General features: G+C 24.3%; 28 protein-coding genes and 3 pseudogenes. 14 read left to right on the top strand and 17 right to left on the bottom strand.

What is annotated here, in order from left to right; translation table 4 throughout:
* The first annotated feature begins 88 nt into the window (after positions 1 to 88).
* Complete coding sequence (locus AAHM78_RS07200; RefSeq protein ID WP_342254133.1) at positions 89 to 277, top strand: hypothetical protein; 189 nt, start codon at positions 89 to 91, stop codon at positions 275 to 277.
* Here AAHM78_RS07200 and AAHM78_RS07195 read toward each other — a convergent pair.
* The 6 genes from AAHM78_RS07195 to AAHM78_RS07170 all read right to left on the bottom strand — a co-directional run bounded on the left by AAHM78_RS07195 (position 269) and on the right by AAHM78_RS07170 (position 4052).
* Positions 269 to 634, bottom strand: coding sequence for a transposase family protein (locus AAHM78_RS07195; RefSeq protein WP_342255085.1), 366 nt, complete (start codon positions 632 to 634; stop codon positions 269 to 271). The two genes, AAHM78_RS07200 and AAHM78_RS07195, sit on opposite strands and share 9 nt — an antisense overlap.
* A 159-nt stretch (positions 635 to 793) precedes the next feature.
* Positions 794 to 1510, bottom strand: a complete 717-nt coding sequence (locus AAHM78_RS07190; protein WP_342254134.1) for an IS1595 family transposase — start codon at positions 1508 to 1510, stop codon at positions 794 to 796.
* A 118-nt stretch (positions 1511 to 1628) separates the two neighbouring features.
* On the bottom strand, positions 1629 to 1880 hold the full coding sequence (locus tag AAHM78_RS07185) for a transposase family protein (protein ID WP_342254135.1): 252 nt from the start codon (positions 1878 to 1880) through the stop codon (positions 1629 to 1631).
* 138 nt (positions 1881 to 2018) lie between these two features.
* A complete protein-coding gene (locus AAHM78_RS07180) occupies positions 2019 to 2639 on the bottom strand; it encodes an IS1595 family transposase (protein WP_342254819.1) in 621 nt (206 codons plus the stop codon).
* A gap of 86 nt (positions 2640 to 2725) precedes the next feature.
* On the bottom strand, positions 2726 to 3670 hold the full coding sequence (locus AAHM78_RS07175) for an IS30 family transposase (RefSeq protein WP_342253176.1): 945 nt from the start codon (positions 3668 to 3670) through the stop codon (positions 2726 to 2728).
* 79 nt (positions 3671 to 3749) lie between these two features.
* The gene (locus AAHM78_RS07170; protein WP_342254818.1) at positions 3750 to 4052 is read right to left on the bottom strand and encodes a hypothetical protein; all 303 of its coding nucleotides are present in this window, start codon (positions 4050 to 4052) and stop codon (positions 3750 to 3752) included.
* Positions 4053 to 4116: 64 nt separating this feature from the next.
* Between AAHM78_RS07170 and AAHM78_RS16875 the strand changes: the two are divergent.
* The 3 genes and pseudogenes from AAHM78_RS16875 to AAHM78_RS07155 form a co-directional block, all read left to right on the top strand.
* A pseudogene (locus tag AAHM78_RS16875) lies at positions 4117 to 4434 on the top strand (IS30 family transposase); the annotation flags it as partial.
* A 95-nt stretch (positions 4435 to 4529) separates the two neighbouring features.
* Positions 4530 to 4808, top strand: coding sequence for a transposase (locus AAHM78_RS07160; protein WP_342254016.1), 279 nt, complete (start codon positions 4530 to 4532; stop codon positions 4806 to 4808).
* Positions 4809 to 4849: 41 nt separating this feature from the next.
* The gene (locus AAHM78_RS07155; protein WP_342254015.1) at positions 4850 to 5470 is read left to right on the top strand and encodes an IS3 family transposase; all 621 of its coding nucleotides are present in this window, start codon (positions 4850 to 4852) and stop codon (positions 5468 to 5470) included.
* Positions 5471 to 5641: 171 nt separating this feature from the next.
* Here the strand turns inward: AAHM78_RS07155 and AAHM78_RS07150 are convergent, their stop codons facing one another.
* The 3 genes from AAHM78_RS07150 to AAHM78_RS07140 are packed head-to-tail and all read right to left on the bottom strand — an operon-like array spanning position 5642 to position 7166.
* Positions 5642 to 6346: an IS1595 family transposase gene (locus tag AAHM78_RS07150; protein ID WP_342254014.1), complete on the bottom strand. Its 705-nt coding sequence runs from the start codon at positions 6344 to 6346 to the stop codon at positions 5642 to 5644.
* Positions 6347 to 6348: 2 nt separating this feature from the next.
* Complete coding sequence (locus tag AAHM78_RS07145) at positions 6349 to 6714, bottom strand: transposase family protein (protein WP_342254958.1); 366 nt, start codon at positions 6712 to 6714, stop codon at positions 6349 to 6351.
* A gap of 59 nt (positions 6715 to 6773) precedes the next feature.
* The gene (locus AAHM78_RS07140) at positions 6774 to 7166 is read right to left on the bottom strand and encodes a transposase family protein (RefSeq protein ID WP_342252835.1); all 393 of its coding nucleotides are present in this window, start codon (positions 7164 to 7166) and stop codon (positions 6774 to 6776) included.
* Between the two features lie 153 nt (positions 7167 to 7319).
* Here AAHM78_RS07140 and AAHM78_RS07135 point away from each other — a divergent pair, with 153 nt between their 5' ends.
* Entirely contained in the window at positions 7320 to 8036 is a 717-nt protein-coding gene (locus AAHM78_RS07135; RefSeq protein ID WP_342254816.1) for an IS1595 family transposase, read from the top strand.
* Positions 8037 to 8264: 228 nt separating this feature from the next.
* On the top strand, positions 8265 to 8537 hold the full coding sequence (locus AAHM78_RS07130) for a hypothetical protein (RefSeq protein WP_342254201.1): 273 nt from the start codon (positions 8265 to 8267) through the stop codon (positions 8535 to 8537).
* Positions 8538 to 8672: 135 nt separating this feature from the next.
* Here the strand turns inward: AAHM78_RS07130 and AAHM78_RS07125 are convergent.
* Positions 8673 to 9791, bottom strand: a pseudogene (locus AAHM78_RS07125) (IS3 family transposase).
* A gap of 126 nt (positions 9792 to 9917) precedes the next feature.
* Here AAHM78_RS07125 and AAHM78_RS07120 point away from each other — a divergent pair.
* Complete coding sequence (locus tag AAHM78_RS07120; RefSeq protein ID WP_342253975.1) at positions 9918 to 10538, top strand: ribonuclease H family protein; 621 nt, start codon at positions 9918 to 9920, stop codon at positions 10536 to 10538.
* A gap of 23 nt (positions 10539 to 10561) precedes the next feature.
* On the top strand, positions 10562 to 10948 hold the full coding sequence (locus AAHM78_RS07115) for a hypothetical protein (protein ID WP_342253974.1): 387 nt from the start codon (positions 10562 to 10564) through the stop codon (positions 10946 to 10948).
* 11 nt (positions 10949 to 10959) lie between these two features.
* Here AAHM78_RS07115 and AAHM78_RS07110 read toward each other — a convergent pair whose 3' ends face one another.
* Genes AAHM78_RS07110 through AAHM78_RS07100 form a run of 3 tightly spaced genes read right to left on the bottom strand, consistent with a single transcriptional unit; the run spans position 10960 to position 13388 of the window.
* Positions 10960 to 12534, bottom strand: a complete 1575-nt coding sequence (locus AAHM78_RS07110; protein WP_342254815.1) for a DEAD/DEAH box helicase — start codon at positions 12532 to 12534, stop codon at positions 10960 to 10962.
* Positions 12535 to 12570: 36 nt separating this feature from the next.
* Positions 12571 to 12936 (bottom strand): transposase family protein, encoded by a 366-nt coding sequence (locus AAHM78_RS07105; protein ID WP_342255084.1) that lies wholly within the window; start codon positions 12934 to 12936, stop codon positions 12571 to 12573.
* Positions 12937 to 12995: 59 nt separating this feature from the next.
* Positions 12996 to 13388: a transposase family protein gene (locus AAHM78_RS07100; protein WP_342252835.1), complete on the bottom strand. Its 393-nt coding sequence runs from the start codon at positions 13386 to 13388 to the stop codon at positions 12996 to 12998.
* A gap of 72 nt (positions 13389 to 13460) precedes the next feature.
* On the opposite strand from AAHM78_RS07100, the pseudogene AAHM78_RS07095 reads away from it, so the two are divergent.
* The 3 genes and pseudogenes from AAHM78_RS07095 to AAHM78_RS07085 all read left to right on the top strand — a co-directional run.
* Positions 13461 to 13643, top strand: a pseudogene (locus tag AAHM78_RS07095) (transposase); the annotation flags it as partial.
* Positions 13644 to 13685: 42 nt separating this feature from the next.
* Positions 13686 to 13988, top strand: a complete 303-nt coding sequence (locus AAHM78_RS07090) for a hypothetical protein (RefSeq protein ID WP_342254814.1) — start codon at positions 13686 to 13688, stop codon at positions 13986 to 13988.
* A gap of 43 nt (positions 13989 to 14031) precedes the next feature.
* Positions 14032 to 14991, top strand: a complete 960-nt coding sequence (locus AAHM78_RS07085) for an IS1/IS1595 family N-terminal zinc-binding domain-containing protein (protein WP_342254813.1) — start codon at positions 14032 to 14034, stop codon at positions 14989 to 14991.
* 18 nt (positions 14992 to 15009) lie between these two features.
* Here AAHM78_RS07085 and AAHM78_RS07080 read toward each other — a convergent pair whose 3' ends face one another.
* A complete protein-coding gene (locus AAHM78_RS07080) occupies positions 15010 to 15141 on the bottom strand; it encodes a hypothetical protein (protein ID WP_342254812.1) in 132 nt (43 codons plus the stop codon).
* A gap of 65 nt (positions 15142 to 15206) precedes the next feature.
* Here AAHM78_RS07080 and AAHM78_RS07075 point away from each other — a divergent pair, with 65 nt between their 5' ends.
* Entirely contained in the window at positions 15207 to 15455 is a 249-nt protein-coding gene (locus AAHM78_RS07075; protein WP_342254811.1) for a hypothetical protein, read from the top strand.
* On the opposite strand, the gene AAHM78_RS07070 is transcribed toward AAHM78_RS07075, so the two are convergent.
* Positions 15447 to 15812 (bottom strand): transposase family protein, encoded by a 366-nt coding sequence (locus AAHM78_RS07070; protein WP_342255083.1) that lies wholly within the window; start codon positions 15810 to 15812, stop codon positions 15447 to 15449. The two genes, AAHM78_RS07075 and AAHM78_RS07070, sit on opposite strands and share 9 nt — an antisense overlap.
* A gap of 59 nt (positions 15813 to 15871) precedes the next feature.
* Positions 15872 to 16264, bottom strand: coding sequence for a transposase family protein (locus AAHM78_RS07065; RefSeq protein ID WP_342254810.1), 393 nt, complete (start codon positions 16262 to 16264; stop codon positions 15872 to 15874).
* A 166-nt stretch (positions 16265 to 16430) separates the two neighbouring features.
* On the opposite strand from AAHM78_RS07065, the gene AAHM78_RS07060 reads away from it, so the two are divergent.
* Together AAHM78_RS07060 and AAHM78_RS16870 are read left to right on the top strand one after the other, a co-directional pair.
* Positions 16431 to 17072 (top strand): transposase, encoded by a 642-nt coding sequence (locus AAHM78_RS07060; protein WP_342254809.1) that lies wholly within the window; start codon positions 16431 to 16433, stop codon positions 17070 to 17072.
* Positions 17073 to 17184: 112 nt separating this feature from the next.
* Positions 17185 to 17535, top strand: a complete 351-nt coding sequence (locus tag AAHM78_RS16870; RefSeq protein ID WP_425289769.1) for a BspA family leucine-rich repeat surface protein — start codon at positions 17185 to 17187, stop codon at positions 17533 to 17535.
* Here the strand turns inward: AAHM78_RS16870 and AAHM78_RS07050 are convergent.
* Positions 17527 to 17892: a transposase family protein gene (locus tag AAHM78_RS07050; protein WP_342254958.1), complete on the bottom strand. Its 366-nt coding sequence runs from the start codon at positions 17890 to 17892 to the stop codon at positions 17527 to 17529. The genes AAHM78_RS16870 and AAHM78_RS07050 overlap by 9 nt on opposite strands.
* Between the last annotated feature and the right edge of the window lie 91 nt (positions 17893 to 17983).

The raw sequence follows: 17983 nt of genomic DNA, 5'->3' as shown, positions 1-17983 counted from the left end.
TATATTTACAACTCAGGAATCACAACTTTATTCAGAAACACAAGAAACAGAATTAGATAAGTTATTAGAGGAAATAGAATTTGAATATATGGCTAATGAAGAACAAAGTTCGGTACTAAGTAGTGAAAATTTGTCATCTAATTTAATTTTTGATGATATGTGTGGTGAACGAGTTATAAAAGATGTATTAAATAATTTAGAATTAGATCAATTAAATTTATTAGATAAATCTATTGAACAATTGTTACTTAGTAGACTTGGTGCAAAACTAAGGTAATTCAAAATTATATATTCCTGTTATTAAATTAAATCTTAATGCAAATCTTCGTATTTTATTGCGATATTTTAAACTTAAAATTTTAAAACGTTTTAGTTTAGCAAATACGTGTTCAATTTTAATTATAATTTTACTTAAAGTTTTATTGTATTCTTTTTGAATTGGTGTTAATTGATTGTATTTACTTTTTTTAAATGGCAAAAATGTATTTTTATGAATATTTTGTATACCTTGATAACCTGAATCAACAAAAACTTGTTTTTCTGGATGAATAAAAGTTTTAGATTTTAGAAGCAATTTAAAATCATGAATGCTTCCAAAACAAAAAGCAGTTGAAATAATTTTTCCATTGGAAATATCAATAATTATTTGGGATTTGAGAGAATGATGTTTCTTTTTACCTGAAAAAAGTAATTTTAGTTTTTTTTAAGGCTTTTATCCCTTTATGTACTATTTTTAAATTTTATCACATAAATGGAGATAAAAGCCTACCTAGGAAATTATCCCCGCATGTATTTAAATCAAACACAAAATTACAGTTTCAAAACTAGGTATGTTATTGAATTTATATGCTGATTCTTTTGCATATAAATGAATATTGTGCTTTGAAACTCTTATGTGTGTTCGGAAAGTTCGTCGGATGTGCTTTCATGCTGATTCAATCTGGTTTGTGTTTACACCCGTTGGTGACACATACCCAACTTCATGATTTACGATTTCATGTTTGGGATAGAAGTTTTTGAAACTTACATATCCCTTCCAAGAATCCGTAAATAGACAGCACTCAGTAAAAATGTGTTTCAATGCAAATCTTAAAAGGTTTTTTTCATCTGCATTTTTCAGCACCTTCACAATTAGTTTGTTGCTGGTTTTCTCATAAACTCCAACACTCAAAGTTTTATTAAACAAGGATCTTCCTTGTTTTTTAAAACCTAAATGTGAAAGATACATTTCATCCATCTGTGCTGTGCCATCAAGAATGAAACCTGCATCTTGATTTCCAATTCTAGTCCTGATTTCATGACACATTCTTCAAGCTGTTTTATAGGTAACACTCAATTCCCTTGCAACATCGGTTGCTGGTATGCCATGCTTTGTGTTTATTCATCTAAAGATGAGATAAAACCAAGATGTCATTTGGGTTTGTGACTTATAAAAAATGGTTCCATAAAGAATACTAAATGTTTGGTTACAGTTCAAACATCGTATTCTTCTCAAATCAGAAGTATTCAAACTAGAAGAAGCACATCTGATGCATTTCATTATTTTCAACTTCGCTATATATTTCAAACAATCGTTTTCAGTTTGAAATATGCTATTGAATTCATTTCAATTCATTTTTTCCTCCACACTAGTACATGTGGGGATAATTTCCTTTTTTAATTCTTTCAATTGGAGTTTCAGTAGCATCAATAGCTAACAAATTATTATTAGTACCTTTATTTTTTGTTAAATCTTTTTTTCCAGGTAAATTAAAAATTCCGCTTTTTATTAAAATATTTTCAATTCAAAAAATATTACGAATGCAACTAGTATGACTAATATTATATCTTTTTGCAATAACTCTATAACTACTATAGTCTTTTCAATATTCTAAAGTCATTAATAAACGCTCTTCAATTACAATTTTATTTTTTCTACCACCATAATATTTTTGGGCTTTTCTCCCTTTATGTACTATTTTTAAATTTTATCACATAAATGCTGAGAAAAGCCTATCTACGGACTTCTCCCCACATTTTTAAATCAAACATAACATTACAGTTTCAAAACTAGGTATATTGTTGAATTTATATGCCGATTCTTTTGCGTATAAATGAACATGATGTTTTTCAACTTTGATATGTGTTTTAAATGTTCGTCTGATGTGCTTTCATGCCGATTCAATCTGGTTTATGTTTACACCAGTTTTTGAAACATAGCCATCTTGATGGTTAACTGTTTCATGCTTAGTGAAAACTGATTTAAAATGGCGATATCCTTTTCAAGAATCAGTATGTACATCACACTTTGAAGAAATGTGGTTTCTTGCAAATTGCAAAAGATTTTTTTGATTTGCATTTTTCAACACTTTCACAATTAAATTATTGGTTGTTTTTTCATAAATCCCAACAATCAAAGTTTTATTTTTTAAGGATCTTCCTTGTTTTTTAAAACCCATATGTGAAAGATACATTTCATCCATTTGCACTATGCCCTCAACAATGAATTGAGGTTCTTGTTTTGCAATTGCACTTCGGATTTTATGACCCATTCTTCAAGCAGTTTTCAAAGTTACTCCCAATTCTTTTGCAACATCAGTTGATGGAATTCCATGTTTGGTGTTTATTCATCTAAAGATGAGATAAAACCAAGATGTCAAAGGTGTTTGTGACTTGTAAAAAATGGTGTCATGAAGAATACTAAATGTTTGATGACCTGAGTTGTAAATATAAATGGGACAGTTTTTTAAAATAATTGTATTAAATCTATTGGTCTTTTATAAGAGAGCGATTTTCTGGGTGTAGAATTAATTTGAAATGCTATAAAATTTAAATCTTTTTGTTTATATGAAGATAGATCTGTAGATTTTGGTAAATATCTTCTTAAAATACCATTATTATTTTCATTTAAACCCCTTTGGCAAGGTTTACCAGGATCTGCGAAATAAATTTTGACATTACAAATTTTTTCGATTAATCTTCATTTACTAAATTCTTTACCACGATCAAAAGTAATGGTTTTAACCGTTCCTTTTTGTAACTTTGAAATAAATTTTATTATACTTTTCGTAATATTTTCTGATTTATGATTTTTAGTTACTAAAGGAATTGTGGTTTTTGATCATATATCAGCCAAAGTAATAATAGAACTTTTATGATCTTTGCCAATGATAGTATCACCTTCTAAATGACCAAATTCTTGTATATTTTTAATATTAGGAATGATTAAATTTCTTTCATGAATAGACTTACAATTATTAATTTTGCCCCTAGTTTCTTTTTGTTTGTGAGATTTATTTTTGCCTTTTCTCAATAAGTTATTTTCATCAAAACCCATTCGATTTGTTTTAAACATGTTATATAAAGTTTTTGTTGAAATACTTTTTATTTTATTTTCCTTTAAAAAGTTAGCAATTATATCAAGAGCATACTTTTTAGTAATTAACAAATTATTAATACTATTAATTTCTGTTAAAGTTAAAATTATTAATTTTCTTCCTGCATTTTGTTTATTTTTTTGAAATTGATTAAATATTTCTAATGGCAATAAGTTTTTATTTAATAATCTACAAACTCTATGTACAGTTGATTTACTATAATCAACAATTTTTGCTATTTTACGAATCGAAAATCCATAATTTTTATATTCTTTTATTGCTATTATTGATTCAATACTCAGATACTTATACATTGCGCTAATTCCTTTCTTTTCTTAATTATAGAACTAACACAATTTAATTTTTATATAAGTGTCCTTTTTAATTTTACAATTAAAGTGACATTTCAAACATCTTATTCTTCTTAAATCAGAAGTATTCAAATTTGTTCAAGAACACCTCATACATTTGTTTTCCTTCAAACTTGCTATATATTTCAAACAATCTTTTTCTGTTTGAAATATATTGTTGAACTCATTCAATTTCATTGTTTCCTCCACAAGTACATGTGGGGAGAAGTCCGTATTTTTGTTTAGACTCAGCAATTTTTAAAATTTCAAGCATTTTATAAAATGTTTGTGGCTTTATGCCGACTAAACTATAAAATTCTTGATCATCTTTATATTTTTTCAACATAATAACTATCACCTTTAATATTAATAATAATCGTTAAATTGTTAAAATTAAAGGTTTTGCACCAAGTCTAATAAAATTTATTTCAAAGTTACAAAAAAGAACAGTTAAAACCATTACTTTTGATCGTGGTAAAGAATTTAGTAAATCAAGATTAATCGAAAAAATTTGTAATGTCAAAATTTATTTTGCAGATCCTGGTAAACCTTGCCAAAGGGGTTTAAATGAAAATAATAATGGTATTTTAAGAAGATATTTACCAAAATCTACAGATCTATCTTCATATAAACAAAAAGATTTAAATTTTATAGCATTTCAAATTAATTCTACACCCAGAAAATCGCTCTCTTATAAAAGACCAATAGATTTAATACAATTATTTTAAAAAAATGTCCCATTTATATTGGATAGGTTACACTTTATTGGACACTAATTACGTAGACAAGTGAACAAATTAGTTAAAAGAAAGGAACTATAATTATGGCCAATATTAACTCATATACCGACGAATTTAATAAACAAATAGTAGCTTTATATCAAAGTGGTAAGTCAGTGTCTTGTCTTGCTAAAGAGTACAATGTTACAAGAGCAGCTACTTATAATTGAATTAAGCAATTTACTAATTCAGGTAGTTTTAAATCTAAAGATAATCGTTCTGTTGAAGAAAATGAATTAATTAAATTAAGAAAAGAATTAAAACAGTTACGAATGGAAAATGATATTTTAAAGCAAGCAGCACTAATAATAGGCCGAAAATAGAGATTATTATCAATAATAAATGTAAATATAAAATTCGTACAATGTGTCGTTTTTTAAAGCTCTCTAAATCAACATATTATTTTAATTTCAAGAAAAAAGAAAAAAATCAAAATAATATGTATGATGAAGCTGTTATTAGTGCTTTTAAAGAAAATAAAGAAATTTATGGCACAAGAAGATTAAAAGTCATATTAGAAAAACAAGAAATTTATTTATCAAGACGAAAAATTAAAGAAATTATGAATAAACATAATTTAATATCAAAATACACTAAATTAAGACACAAAAATCATCATAATAAAGTCAATGATAGTCAAATAACTAATCTTGTTAATAGAAACTTTAAGAATAGGATTAAAAATGAAGTTATTGTTAGTGGTTTAACTTATGTTCAAGTAAATGGTAAGTGAAACTATATTTGTTTATTAATAGACCTATTTAACCGCGAAATTATTGGACATAGTGTAGGCACTAAAAAAGATGCATCATTAGTATATGAAGCATTTATGCAATCAAATCGCTGTTTAAAAGATATTCAAATATTTCATAGCGATCGAGGTAATGAATTTAATAATAAAATTGTTGATAAACTTTTACTAGCATTCAATATTACTCGCTCTTTAAGCAAAAAAGGATGTCCTTATGACAATGCTGTTGCTTAAGCAACTTTTAAAACTTTCAAAACAGAATTTATTAATGATAAAAATTTTACATCATTAATCCAATTAAAATTAGAATTATCTTTTAATTTTCAAAAAAACTCTTGATGAAATAAAAAAAATCATCAACCTGGCCTAAAATTTGATTTTATTTAATTTTGGGATTTATTTTTTTTACAAACCGAAATATAATGCTTCAGATTTTGCATAAGGTGATATTTTATAATGTTGGTATTTAAATTTTCATAAATTGAGGTAATTTTGAATATTGGTAAATCCAATGCCATGATAATGAGTAATAAATTCTTTTAAACTTGATTGTATTTTACTGATATTACTTAAATTTTTATAATTTAATTCTTTATTTTCTTTTGATTTAAATTTCTTGAGAGTACATTTTGTTTGTTTAGCTACTGTATCATATAGTATTTGCATATCACAAACTATAATTGATTTTTCTTCGATAAGCTTAGATGTTAAATTTTCTTGTACTCATTTTTTTGTTAATCTTTTAGTATTTGTTGTTTGAGCATAAATATTTTTATTTTCATCAATTGCCATTTCAATACAACAGTTTAAATCTTTAGCATTTTCTTCAATTCATTTTTTTCTTGGATCATCTGGATTTTTGAAATTTCCTTTATGAATTTCTTTGATAAAAGTTTCATCAATTTCAATTCTACCTTTTAATTTTGTGAATGGTTTTTGTGTTTTTGCTAATTGTGATGATTTCATAAATTTTTGACGATTAAATCATGCTGATGTTTTTGAAATTTTAGCAAATTGAGAAATAGTATAAGCAGATTGACCTAACAATGACAATCAAATTATTCAATCTCATTGTTCATGAGATAAATGACTTCAATAGACTTGGTGCAAAACTAAGGTAATTCAAAATTATATATTCCTGCTATTAAATTAAATCTTAATGCAAATCTTCGTATTTTATTGCGATATTTTAAACTTAAAATTTTAAAACGTTTTAGTTTAGCAAATACGTGTTCAATTTTAATTCTAATTTTACTTAAAGTTTTATTGTATTCTTTTTGAATTGGTGTTAATTGATTGTATTTACTTTTTTTAAATGGCAAAAATGTATTTTTATGAATATTTTGTATACCTTGATAACCTGAATCAACAAAAACTTGTTTTTCTGGATGAATAAAAGTTTTAGATTTTAGAAGCAATTTAAAATCATGAATGCTTCCAAAACAAAAAGCAGTTGAAATAATTTTTCCATTGGAAATATCAATAATTATTTGGGATTTGAGAGAATGATGTTTCTTTTTACCTGAAAAAAGTAATTTTAGTTTTTTTTAATTCTTTCAATTGGAGTTTCAGTAGCATCAATAGCTAACAAATTATTATTAGTACCTTTATTTTTTGTTAAATCTTTTTTTCCAGGTAAATTAAAAATTCCGCTTTTTATTAAAATATTTTCAATTCAAAAAATATTACGAATGCAACTAGTATGACTAATATTATATCTTTTTGCAATAACTCTATAACTACTATAGTCTTTTCAATATTCTAAAGTCATTAATAAACGCTCTTCAATTACAATTTTATTTTTTCTACCACCATAATATTTTTGTTTAGACTCAGCAATTTTTAAAATTTCAAGCATTTTATAAAATGTTTGTGGCTTTATGCCGACTAAACTATAAAATTCTTGATCATCTTTATATTTTTTCAACATAATAACTATCACCTTTAATATTAATAATAATCGTTAAATTGTTAAAATTAAAGGTTTTGCACCAAGTCTAATATATTTCAAACAGAAAAAGATTGTTTGAAATATATAGCAAGTTTGAAGGAAAACAAATGTATGAGGTGTTCTTGAACAAATTTGAATACTTCTGATTTAAGAAGAATAAGATGTTTGAAATGTCATCAAACATTTAGTATTCTTCATGACACCATTTTTTACAAGTCACAAACACCTTTGACATCTTGGTTTTATCTCATCTTTAGATGAATAAACACCAAACATGGAATTCCATCAACTGATGTTGCAAAAGAATTGGGAGTAACTTTGAAAACTGCTTGAAGAATGGGTCATAAAATCCGAAGTGCAATTGCAAAACAAGAACCTCAATTCATTGTTGAGGGCATAGTGCAAATGGATGAAATGTATCTTTCACATATGGGTTTTAAAAAACAAGGAAGATCCTTAAAAAATAAAAATTTGATTGTTGGGATTTATGAAAAAACAACCAATAATTTAATTGTGAAAGTGTTTAAAAATGCAAATCAAAAAAATCTTTTGCAATTTGCAAGAAACCACATTTCTTCAAAGTGTGATGTACATACTGATTCTTGAAAAGGATATCGCCATTTTAAATCAGTTTTCACTAAGCATGAAACAGTTAACCATCAAGATGGCTATGTTTCAAAAACTGGTGTAAACATAAACCAGATTGAATCGGCATGAAAGCACATCAGACGAACATTTAAAACACATATCAAAGTTGAAAAACATCATGTTCATTTATACGCAAAAGAATCGGCATATAAATTCAACAATATACCTAGTTTTGAAACTGTAATGTTATGTTTGATTTAAAAATGTGGGGAGAAGTCCGTAGATAGGCTTTTCTCAGCATTTATGTGATAAAATTTAAAAATAGTACATAAAGGGAGAAAAGCCATAAATAAATCTGTTAGTTGTCGTAGTCGCAATGTCAGTTATCCTAATAAATGTCCCGGTTGTTCTTTAAAAAAAAGAAGGAGATGACAACACGGAACAATTAAAAATATAGAATTTAAAACAGAAACTTAGGAGGTTATTTAAATGTCAAAAACAGCGAAAAACCATAAAGTTAAAAGAACTAAAAAGACAAAAAATCCTAATGCACCTAAACCACCAATGAACGCTTATATGCTTTTTAGTAAAGAAAAAAGAGGAGAGATTATTCAACAAAATACTGAACTTAAATCAAAAGTTGCAGAAGTTGCCAAACTTATTGGTAATCATTGAAAAGAAATGACAAATGAAGAAAAAGATAAATATGTAAAAATGGCAGAAGAAAATAAAAAAATATATGAAAGTGAAAATCAAAAATAATGATTTAATTTATTTACAAATTGTAAATTTAAATGCAATGGTATATTAGAAAATTCATATATCGTTGTTTTATTTTAAAAAAATAAAAAGAAATGAGGCAATTTATGAATAGTGGAATGGCAACCTTTTTTAGGACTATTTTTTGGTAGACATTTGTTTTTGATAATTAACTGGAGTTAGGTAATTTAAAGTGCTATGAATTCGTATGTTGTTATATCAATTGATATAATCAAATAATTCTAATTTGAATTGGATTAATGATGTAAAATTTTTATCATTAATAAATTCTGTTTTGAAAGTTTTAAAAGTTGCTTCAGCAACAGCATTGTCATAAGGACATCCTTTTTTTGCTTAAAGAGCGAGTAATATTGAATGCTAGTAAAAGTTTATCAATAATTTTATTATTAAATTCATTACCTCGATCGCTATGAAATATTTGAATATCTTTTAAACAGCGATTTGATTGCATAAATGCTTCATATACTAATGATGCATCTTTTTTAGTGCCTACACTATGTCCAATAATTTCGCGGTTAAATAGGTCTATTAATAAACAAATATAGTTTCACTGACCATTTACTTGAACATAAGTTAAATCACTAACAATAACTTCATTTTTAATCCTATTCTTAAAGTTTCTATTAACAAGATTAGTTATTTGACTATCATTGACTTTATTATGATGATTTTTGTGTATTAATTTAGTGTATTTTGATATTAAATTATGTTTATTAATAATTTCTTTAATTTTTCGTCTTGATAAATAAATTTCTTGGTTTTCTAATATGACTTTTAATCTTCTTGTGCCATAAATTTCTTTATTTTCTTTAAAAGCACTAATAACAGCTTCATCATACATATTATTTTGATTTTTTTCTTTTTTCTTGAAATTAAAATAATATGTTGATTTAGAGAGCTTTAAAAAACGACACATTGTACGAATTTTATATTTACATTTATTATTGATAATAATCTCTATTTTCTGCCTATTATTAGTGCTGCTTGCTTTAAAATATCATTTTCCATTCGTAACTATTTTAATTCTTTTCTTAATTTAATTAATTCATTTTCTTCAACAGAACGATTATCTTTAGATTTAAAACTACCTGAATTAGTAAATTGCTTAATTCAATTATAAGTAGCTGCTCTTGTAACATTGTATTCTTTAGCAAGACAAGACACTGACTTACCACTTTGATATAAAGCTACTATTTGTTTCTTAAATTTGTCGGTATATGAGTTAATATTGGCCATAATTATAGTTCCTTTCTTTTAACTAATTTGTTCACTTGTCTACGTAATTAGTGTCCAATAAAGTGTAACCTATCCAAAATTTAATATTATTGTAAAATTAAAATAAACAATAGAGGAGTCATAATTATGGCAAGTAAATTTTATGCAGTAAAAAAAGGTAGAGTCACTGGAATATTTGAAAACTGGAATGAATGTGAAACACAAATTAGAGGTTATGCTGGTGCTCAGTATAAAAAATTTGCAACTAAAAAAGAAGCTCAAGATTATTTAGATGATAAAATTCAAATAAAATCTGAAAATCAGTATAAATATGAAGTAATAGCATATACTGATGGTAGTTTTAAAGAAGAAATTAATCAATTTTCTTATGGACTTGTTTTCTTAAATAATGGCAAAAAAGATATATTTTATGAAAAATTTGATGATGATAATTGAGCAAAATTAAGAAATGTTGCTGGAGAAATAATGGGTGCACAAAAGGCAATGCAGTTAGCTTTGGAAAATAATATAAAATCAATTTTAATTTGTCATGATTATGTTGGAATTAGTAAATGATGTACTGGTGAATGAAAAACTACTAAAGTAGAAACAAAGGCATATAAAGCATTTTATGATAAAATAGCAAAAGATGTTAATGTTTATTTTAAATGAGTTAAAAGTCATAGTGGTAATATATATAATGATGAAGCAGATGCTCTTGCTTGAAAAGCATTTAATTTAAAAAAAATGTCTAAACCAATAATTTAAATGTTAAAAAGGTGGTAAATAACATGATTAATAAAAAAATAATATTAGCAACTTGTTTAGGAAATATTATTGGAGGTAGTTTGTTTACTCTTTCTGATTTATATCAAAAAAGAGAACAAAATATTCTTGAATTTGATATTACTTCAGCTATAACAGTGCTTTCGGGATGTTTTACTGGTGCTCTTTTTGGTTTTATTTCAGGTCTTTTTTGTTGTTTAAATGATGAAGAAGATAATGGTGATTATAGAGAATTTTTTGAAAGTCAACAAATCATTGATAACACCCATTCTTTTCAATCTTCAAACGAATTTGCGCCTTTATTGCAAGAATATATTCTTGAAATTAACGATGAACAATTCATTCCTAATAATAATGCAGATCTTGTTGTTAATCCTCGTTTAGTTTATTAAATATAATAAAATTATTCAAAAAAATTAATACCTTGATCATTAATTATTTTATTATTAAGGATGTCTCTAATTTTTAAATCGATAGTATTAGCGCAATATAAATTAATAATTTCTCTAGTTTTATTATCGTTTAATTGAGTTGGAAAAAAGCGACTTTCAGCTTGCTCATTTTCGGTTGGGTTTAATTCACGATCTAGAAAAATAATAACATCACCTTTATCTAATGTGATACCAACATTAGTAGATTTAATATTACATAAAATAATTTTAACTTTTTTACTTTGAAAATCACTAATAGCTTTAAGCCTTTGTTCATGATTTACTTTACCAGTAATTAATTGATGATTTAATTTATGTTTATCTAAAATGTTACTTAAAATGTTAATTCCTTTATCACTAAAACTACTATAAATAATAATTGAATCATTTTCATTATCATGTAAGTAGTCTAGTAGTCAATTAAATTTTGCTCCTAATTCTTTCATTCCTTCATTAATAGGTGTTGAACAAATAGTTCTTAATTTCGTAAATATTTGTAAAAAAGTTATTTTAGATTTTTTATTATAAAATAATTCTTGTTTCATAGTTTCAAGAGTATCATAATAAATTGCGGTTTGTGCTTTGGGCATAGTTAAAATTAAATCATTTTTAATAATTTTTGGCATTTCATTACGTACATCAATTTGTTTGCGCATAATTGATATTTTTTTAACTAAATAATCAAACTCTGCTGCTAGTTGTGGTTTAACATTTGGTTTTGGTATATTAATAGTTACAAAATTGGTAATACGTTTTCTAATTATTCCAAAATAACGAGCAACAAAATCTCAATAATCAATATTTTTATATAGTTTATTATCAATAATTTTTAATATACCAAAAATATCACTAGGATGATTATTGGCAGGGGTACCAGTTAAACAATAAACTGATGATACTTTATTTGCAACTTCCAAAATTGTTGAACTTTGTGCGGTTTTATAGTTTCTTAAAAAATGTGCTTCATAAATAACTAATGTAAAATCAAATTTAGTTAATAATTTATTTTTTATATCATTTTTAAAAGTGTTTTTAGAAACTACTAAAATACAATTATTACTATTTTTAAATTGATTATATTTTTCTGTTCGCACTTTAGTAATATCATCTTTAATAGTAATACAATTATAGGTAGTTCATTTTTTAATTTCAGGAACCCATGTTAATAAAATAGTTGACTTAGGAACAACAAATAATATTTTATTAGTTTTCATTTCTGATAATGCTGTTAAAATAGTTGGTGTTTTCCCAGTACGCATTTCATTAAATAAGCCAAATCTTTTATTTGCTTTTAAAATTGCAACATCAACACGTTGATAATGTCTTAGTTTAGGATTACCTGGATAATCATTTAAGTTTTTTTCTTGTTGGATTTTTTGTCATGATATTAGTGAGTGTTCATATATTTGTTTTAATTTATCATTATTATTTGTATATTTAAGTAGTATTTCAAGAGCAAACGGAGTATTAAATATTTTAAATTCATTAGTATTATTGATATCAATAATACCTAGTGCATTTAAAATTTCTTTTTTATTTTTTTTCACTTTAATTGTAATATGTTCATTAGACTTGGTGCAAAACTAAGGTAATTCAAAATTATATATTACTGCTATTAAATTAAATCTTAATGCAAATCTTCGTATTTTATTGCGATATTTTAAACTTAAAATTTTAAAACGTTTTAGTTTAGCAAATACGTGTTCAATTTTAATTCTAATTTTACTTAAAGTTTTATTGTATTCTTTTTGAATTGGTGTTAATTGATTGTATTTACTTTTTTTAAATGGCAAAAATGTATTTTTATGAATATTTTGTATACCTTGATAACCCGAATCAACAAAAACTTGTTTTTCTGGATGAATAAAAGTTTTAGATTTTAGAAGCAATTTAAAATCATGAATGCTTCCAAAACAAAAAGCAGTTGAAATAATTTTTCCATTGGAAATATCAATAATTATTTGGGATTTGAGAGAATGATGTTTCTTTTTACCTGAAAAAAGTAATTTTAGTTTTTTTTAATTCTTTCAATTGGAGTTTCAGTAGCATCAATAGCTAACAAATTATTATTAGTACCTTTATTTTTTGTTAAATCTTTTTTTCCAGGTAAATTAAAAATTCCGCTTTTTATTAAAATATTTTCAATTCAAAAAATATTACGAATGCAACTAGTATGACTAATATTATATCTTTTTGCAATAACTCTATAACTACTATAGTCTTTTCAATATTCTAAAGTCATTAATAAACGCTCTTCAATTACAATTTTATTTTTTCTACCACCATAATATTTTTGTTTAGACTCAGCAATTTTTAAAATTTCAAGCATTTTATAAAATGTTTGTGGCTTTATGCCGACTAAACTATAAAATTCTTGATCATCTTTATATTTTTTCAACATAATAACTATCACCTTTAATATTAATAATAATCGTTAAATTGTTAAAATTAAAGGTTTTGCACCAAGTCTAATCAATTAACACCAATTCAAAAAGAATACAATAAAACTTTAAGTAAAATTAGAATTAAAATTGAACACGTATTTGCTAAACTTAAAATTTTAAAAATTTTTAGTTTAAAATATCGCAATAAAATACGAAGATTTGCATTAAGATTTAATTTAATAGCAGGAATATATAATTTTGAATTACCTTAGTTTTGCACCAAGTCTAATAAAATAAAAAGGGAGGTTTTCAATATGAAAACATTGATTACTGCACTAAGTGTTTTAACATTTGGGACATCTATTGGAACTTTAAATACTGTTTTAAATAAAACTCCACAAAAAATTGAACTTTTAGATAATAAAACACAACAAGATACAATTTACATTGATAAAGACGGAAAAGAACAAACAACTAATAAAAGAGATTTATCAAATATAAAAACTACCAAAATTACTCAAATTGGTTTTTATAAAAACAAACAAGGTGAAATTCAAGTTGTTAGAATGCCAGAAACAATTTTTAATTTTCACAAAAAATCTTGATATTACTTTTAATTTTAAATTAAAAGTAATATTTTTATATCAGGGGTGATTTTTTGTGACTAATAATGAATTAATTGATGTTTTAAAAAACAAAAAAGATGAAGAATTTATAAAAATTATTAGACATTTTAAAAATAGAATTAAACAAATTGAGAAAAAAGAAAAATTAGATGCAATTGATAAAAAATTTAAAGAAAAAGGAATTCAATGTCCAAATTGTAAATCTTATTGATGTGTAAAAAATGGTTTTAAGAATAATAAGCAAAAATATTTATGCAAAGATTGTAAAAGTAGCTTTGATGCTTTAAGAAATCATTTTTTACATTGAAGTCATTTATCTCATGAACAATGAGATTGAATAATTTGATTGTCATTGTTGGGTCAATCTGCTTATACTATTTCTCAATTTGCTAAAATTTCAAAAACATCAGCATGATTTAATCGTCAAAAATTTATGAAATCATCACAATTAGCAAAAACACAAAAACCATTCACAAAATTAAAAGGTAGAATTGAAATTGATGAAACTTTTATCAAAGAAATTCATAAAGGAAATTTCAAAAATCCAGATGATCCAAGAAAAAAATGAATTGAAGAAAATGCTAAAGATTTAAACTGTTGTATTGAAATGGCAATTGATGAAAATAAAAATATTTATGCTCAAACAACAAATACTAAAAGATTAACAAAAAAATGAGTACAAGAAAATTTAACATCTAAGCTTATCGAAGAAAAATCAATTATAGTTTGTGATATGCAAATACTATATTATACAGTAGCTAAACAAACAAAATGTACTCTCAAGAAATTTAAATCAAAAGAAAATAAAGAATTAAATTATAAAAATTTAAGTAATATCAGTAAAATACAATCAAGTTTAAAAGAATTTATTACTCATTATCATGGCATTGGATTTACCAATATTCAAAATTACCTCAATTTATGAAAATTTAAATACCAACATTATAAAATATCACCTTATGCAAAATCTGAAGCATTATATTTCAGTTTGTAAAAAAAATAAATCCCAAAATTAAATAAAATCAAATTTTAGGCCAGGTTGATGATTTTTTTTATTTCATCAAGAGTTTTTTTGAAAATTAAAAGAAACAATTAAAGAAGTACCTGACAAATTACCACCAGAAATAACTTTTAATTTTCACAAAAAATCTTGATATTACTTTTAATTTAAAATTAAAAGTAATATTTTTATATCAGGGGTGATTTTTTGTGACTAATAATGAATTAATTGATGTTTTAAAAAACAAAAAAGATGAAGAATTTATAAAAATTATTAGACATTTTAAAAATAGAATTAAACAAATTGAGAAAAAAGAAAAATTAGATGCAATTGATAAAAAATTTAAAGACAAAGGAATTCAATGTCCAAATTGTAAATCTTATTGATGTGTAAAAAATGGTTTTAAGAATAATAAGCAAAAATATTTATGCAAAAGACTTGGTGCAAAACTAAGGTAATTCAAAATTATATATTCCTGCTATTAAATTAAATCTTAATGCAAATCTTCGTATTTTATTGCGATATTTTAAACTTAAAATTTTAAAACTTTTTAGTTTAGCAAATACGTGTTCAATTTTAATTCTAATTTTACTTAAAGTTTTATTGTATTCTTTTTGAATTGGTGTTAATTGATTGTATTTACTTTTTTTAAATGGCAAAAATGTATTTTTATGAATATTTTGTATACCTTGATAACCCGAATCAACAAAAACTTGTTTTTCTGGATGAATAAAAGTTTTAGATTTTAGAATCAATTTAAAATCATGAATGCTTCCAAAACAAAAAGCAGTTGAAATAATTTTTCCATTGGAAATATCAATAATTATTTGGGATTTGAGAGAATGATGTTTCTTTTTACCTGAAAAAAGTAATTTTAGTTTTTTTTAATTCTTTCAATTGGAGTTTCAGTAGCATCAATAGCTAACAAATTATTATTAGTACCTTTATTTTTTGTTAAATCTTTTTTTTCAGGTAAATTAAAAATTCCGCTTTTTATTAAAATATTTTCAATTCAAAAAATATTACGAATGCAACTAGTATGACTAATATTATATCTTTTTGCAATAACTCTATAACTACTATAGTCTTTTCAATATTCTAAAGTCATTAATAAATGCTCTTCAATTACAATTTTATTTTTTCTACCACCATAATATTTTTGTTTAGACTCAGCAATTTTTAAAATTTCAAGCATTTTATAAAATGTTTGTGGCTTTATGCCGACTAAACTATAAAATTCTTGATCATCTTTATATTTTTTCAACATAATAACTATCACCTTTAATATTAATAATAATCGTTAAATTGTTAAAATTAAAGGTTTTGCACCAAGTCTAAAGATTGTAAAAGTAGCTTTGATGCTTTAAGAAATCATTTTTTTACATTGAAGTCATTTATCTCATGAACAATGAGATTGAATAATTTGATTGTCATTGTTAGGTCAATCTGCTTATACTATTTCTCAATTTGCTAAAATTTCAAAAACATCAGCATGATTTAATCGTCAAAAATTTATGAAATCATCACAATTAGCAAAAAAACAAAAACCATTCACAAAATTAAAAGATAGAATTGAAATTGATGAAACTTTTATCAAAGAAATTCATAAAGGAAATTTCAAAAATCCAGATGATCCAATAAAAAAATGAATTGAAGAAAATGCTAAAGATTTAAACTGTTGTATTGAAATGGCAATTGATGAAAATAAAAATATTTATGCTCAAACAACAAATACTAAAAGATTAACAAAAAAATGAGTACAAGAAAATTTAACATCTAAGCTTATCGAAGAAAAATCAATTATAGTTTGTGATATGCAAATACTATATGATACAGTAGCTAAACAAACAAAATGTACTCTCAAGAAATTTAAATCAAAAGAAAATAAAGAATTAAATTATAAAAATTTAAGTAATATCAGTAAAATACAATCAAGTTTAAAAGAATTTATTACTCATTATCATGGCATTGGATTTACCAATATTCAAAATTACCTCAATTTATGAAAATTTAAATACCAACATTATAAAATATCACCTTATGCAAAATCTGAAGCATTATATTTCAGTTTGTAAAAAAAATAAATCCCAAAATTAAATAAAATCAAATTTTAGGCCGGGTTGATGATTTTTTTTATTTCATCAAGAGTTTTTTTGAAAATTAAAAGAAATAACTTCTGTAAATTTTATGTTTTTGGGTGCTTCACAATTTAATCAAGATTTATCAACTTGAGATGTATCTAGAGTAACAAGTATGTTGAGTGTATTTGCTGGTGCTACTTCATTTAATGGTGATATTTCAAATTGAGATGTATCTAATGTAACAGATATGCTTGTTATTTTTAATGGTAGTTTAAAATTTGATCAAGATCTTTCAAAGTGAAATGTATCTAATGTAAGAAGTATGGGTGGTATGTTTGCTGGTGCTTTATCATTTAATGGTAATATTTCGACTTGAGATGTATCTAATGTAAGAAGTATGAGCGGTATGTTTACTGGTTGTTTTTTATTTAATAGACTTGGTGCAAAACTAAGGTAATTCAAAATTATATATTCCTGCTATTAAATTAAATCTTAATGCAAATCTTCGTATTTTATTGCGATATTTTAAACTTAAAATTTTAAAACGTTTTAGTTTAGCAAATACGTGTTCAATTTTAATTCTAATTTTACTTAAAGTTTTATTGTATTCTTTTTGAATTGGTGTTAATTGATTGTATTTACTTTTTTTAAATGGCAAAAATGTATTTTTATGAATATTTTGTATACCTTGATAACCTGAATCAACAAAAACTTGTTTTTCTGGATGAATAAAAGTTTTAGATTTTAGAAGCAATTTAAAATCATGAATGCTTCCAAAACAAAAAGCAGTTGAAATAATTTTTCCATTGGAAATATCAATAATTATTTGGGATTTGAGAGAATGATGTTTCTTTTTACCTGAAAAAAGTAATTTTAGTTTTTTTTAATTATTTCAATTGGAGTTT

Source organism: Spiroplasma endosymbiont of Zeiraphera isertana, from assembly GCF_964030805.1.
Classification (GTDB): domain Bacteria; phylum Bacillota_I; class Bacilli_A; order Mycoplasmatales; family VBWQ01; genus Spiroplasma_E.
The sequence above is the reverse complement of the archived record's forward strand: the minus strand, read 5'-3'. Positions and strand labels throughout refer to the sequence as shown.